Source organism: uncultured Campylobacter sp. (genome assembly GCF_938045775.1).
Lineage (GTDB): Bacteria > Campylobacterota > Campylobacteria > Campylobacterales > Campylobacteraceae > Campylobacter_B.
Genome location: NZ_CALIBH010000020.1, coordinates 1 through 3,097 on the forward strand (window position 1 = coordinate 1; position 3,097 = coordinate 3,097).

A 3,097-nucleotide genomic window follows, 5' to 3' on the forward strand; every position below is an offset into this window, starting at 1 on the left:
TGCGCCTCATCGCCGTTTGCGCCCATGCCGAAATTATAATATCCGCGCGCGCTCTTGCCGCTTGGGATCTTGGTTTTAAACTCGATGATGAAGCTCGGCGTATTTTTTACGAAAAGCACCTCACCCCAGCCCTCAAGCTCCCTAATGACCTCGCAGAATTTATCGCCGTTCGCGCTCTTTCCGAAGCGCTCGGGTAGGTTTAGCAGCACGTCGATCTCCTTGGCGCCGAGCTCCTTGCAGATCTGCGCGATCGAAATTTTAGGGTTTTGCGCAAACAGCGCCTCGATTCTTTCTTTCATTTTCATCCTTTCTAAAATAAAATTTTGAGCGCCATTATAATATAAAAATTCTAAGTTACAGATAACGGCAATCAATTAAAGAGAATTTCCAAAGCTTATTTGAAGAAAAATTTAGTGCTGCAAAGTGCTTATGCGTAGAATTTTGCGTGGTGATGCAAAAAATTTTATCTGCACGGAATTTTAGAATTCTAAAATTCCGCAAATCTTTAGAGCTTTATCATAGCGGATCGTATCCGAAGCGATTGGACCCGCTATCGCCGCGCTGCACGAAAAATACAAGCAGCACTATCCAACCCACAAATGATACCAAAAGCCCGATATCGCCGAAAAAAGCACCCACGATCGGCGTTAAAATAAGCAGAAAAAACCAGCCGCTTCTATCCGTGTCATGTAGTCGCCTGACCGATACGGCGATGGCTGGCACGAGCATAGCTAGCTGAAAAAGCGCATCTATAATGCCGATTTCTTGATGGACGATTTTGCCGGCTATTATTTGATTATACCCTATCGTAGTGCCTAAAACGCCATCTATCAAGCTCAAAACAATCCCGCCAAGCACGGTAAATAGAAAAAACCACCAGTACTCCGACCTTGATGCTCGCCCGCTAAATGCGGCGTATTTTTGCTTTACGCAAGTTTGCACAGACTCCATAAAAGTCATTTTAAACTCCTTTTTTAAAATAATGTAGGATTATACTAATCGCCCCTTAAATTTAAATACCTAAAACTCCCGCCTATTCATCTGCCTTACGTGATACGCCAGATGCGCTAGGCCGTAGCCGCCTTTTGAAGCGGTAACCTCCCTAGTGCCATAAACCGCCGAAACATTTAAAACTACCGAAGCTAACCACCCTATGGCAAATACTAAGGCAAAAAGCTGCGAGTCAAGCGCTATCAAGACTAGAGTTACTATCTCCGTAGCTGCAATAACATAAAACGCTCTTAGATAGTTTTTCTCTCCGCTACAATCATAAAGCTCTTTACTAACTAGTAGCTGATAGATCAGATATACCGCTGTGCATACGCAATAAATGCTTATCATAAAAACTGATGGTTTAAACAATTCAAATCCTACAAATATAGTGCTTACTGCACTTATAGTCGAGGAAACCCCGACTATCACGGCGTTTGATAGCAGATCCGTGCTGCGTATAGCGCGCGCTAAAAAATATAACCCTACAGCTAGGCATATCATAGATATAAGTCCGACGCCTTCCAACGCACCTACTTTATCTACATTCTTGATATATCTGCCTACCGCATTTAACGCCTCAAGCCCAAACGCTATGTAAAGGGTAGTTTTGGCAGTAGATAGATTTTCGCTCTGCTCTTTAGCGTCATCCGCATAAACATACAGGATTGCTCCCGCGCCTACGGATACATTTAGCTTTCGCACCATATCAGGCAACCTAAAAAAGTCGCTAATAAGCCAGATTAAAAATAAAACATTGGGCACCGAGAAAATAACCATAAAATGAAAAAAGCTCTGTTTTATATCCTTTAGGTCTGATGCTTGCACGCCTAAATCCGGACGAGATGAGTTTACAAGCGCCAATAGCTCGTTACCTTCTATACTCGTCCACATGACAGCAACCACTACTAAAAAAAGCCAGATGAGAAATGGCAGCCCGCCTAAAAGCTGAAAAATCGCGGAGATTATACGCCCAAGATAAAATCTATGCGCACCGAAAGGCCCGAGGAACATATAAAATACGTAGGCCTTATTTAGATCGTAAGCCCTAGCTGAGCTTTGCGTAGAGCTAATTCTATCGGAATTTAAGGAAGCTGAATTTTGCCAAGTGGAATTCTGCTCTGCAAAATTCTGCGAGTTCGTAGCATCTTCGGTAGAATTCAAACTTTTAGCGTTAGAATCTTGCTCGCTAGAGCCTGTCGCGGCAGAATCTCGTAAAATAGAATTTTCTTCATCCAAGTCTTGAGCTGCAAAAGCTAAATTTTGCTCCGTAGAATTCTGTGGCGTAAAATTCTGCCTTGTGGAAGTGGAATCTTGCTCTATAGAATTCTGAGCCGCAGAATTTTGCTCGCTAGTATCATCCGCCGCAAGAGCTTCTTGCGCTAAATCTAAATTCTCAGATTGCTCCTGTGGTTTCTCGTCCAGAGGCTTTTTCTCTTCGCCACTTTTATGTCTTATACTGGCTAGCGATGCAGGATTACTGCTGCCGCCCCAAATATCTTCGCCCATCTGCTGTCCTTGATTTTTAAAGCAATTTTACCTGAAATTTAAGGAATTTTTGTATATTCGCTGCTACAAATTCAAAACAAAGGACAAAAATGCCAACAGTAACATTTCAAGGAAAGCCCGTAGAGTTAAGCGGGCAAGAGATAAATCTAGGCGATCGCGCGCCGCAAGTGCGCTTAGTAGCTCAGGATCTAAGCGAAATTGAGATCGCTAACGGCAAGCACGTGCAAATTATCGTCGCCGTGCCGTCGCTAGATACGCCCGTCTGCGCGACGGAGGCACGTAAGTTCAACGAGCGCGCCGCATCGCTTCCTAACACCGAAGTAATCGTCGTTTCGATGGATTTACCGTTTGCGATGGGGAGGTTTTGCACGACTGAGGGGATCAAAAATCTACGCGTTGCAAGCGATTTCCGCGATAAGGAATTTTGCCGCCGTTACGGCACTCTCATCGCCAGCGGCGCATTAGCAGGTCTTAGCGCCAGAGCAATCTTCGTCATAGATACCGCAGGCGTCGTGGTTTATAAAGAGCTCGTAAGCGACATAGCCTCTGAGCCCGACTACGACGCAGCGCTAGATTTTGCAGAGCTCGTCGCTCGCAA

4 protein-coding genes are annotated in these 3,097 nt (G+C 44.6%); 1 reads left to right on the plus strand and 3 read right to left on the minus strand.

The features are described from left to right. The 3 genes from Q0238_RS00555 to Q0238_RS00565 form a co-directional block, all read right to left on the minus strand. A partial coding sequence (locus Q0238_RS00555) for a ChuX/HutX family heme-like substrate-binding protein (protein WP_297941830.1) occupies positions 1 to 299 on the minus strand: 299 nt, incomplete at its 3' end. 217 nt (positions 300 to 516) lie between these two features. Beyond that, complete coding sequence (locus tag Q0238_RS00560) at positions 517 to 960, minus strand: DUF805 domain-containing protein (protein WP_005872982.1); 444 nt, start codon at positions 958 to 960, stop codon at positions 517 to 519. 60 nt (positions 961 to 1,020) lie between these two features. Beyond that, positions 1,021 to 2,499, minus strand: coding sequence for an NINE protein (locus tag Q0238_RS00565; protein ID WP_297941832.1), 1,479 nt, complete (start codon positions 2,497 to 2,499; stop codon positions 1,021 to 1,023). Between the two features lie 89 nt (positions 2,500 to 2,588). Between Q0238_RS00565 and tpx the strand changes: the two genes are divergently transcribed. Continuing rightward, positions 2,589 to 3,097, plus strand: a 509-nt coding sequence (tpx, locus tag Q0238_RS00570) for a thiol peroxidase (protein ID WP_297941834.1), incomplete at its 3' end; no start/stop codon positions are given.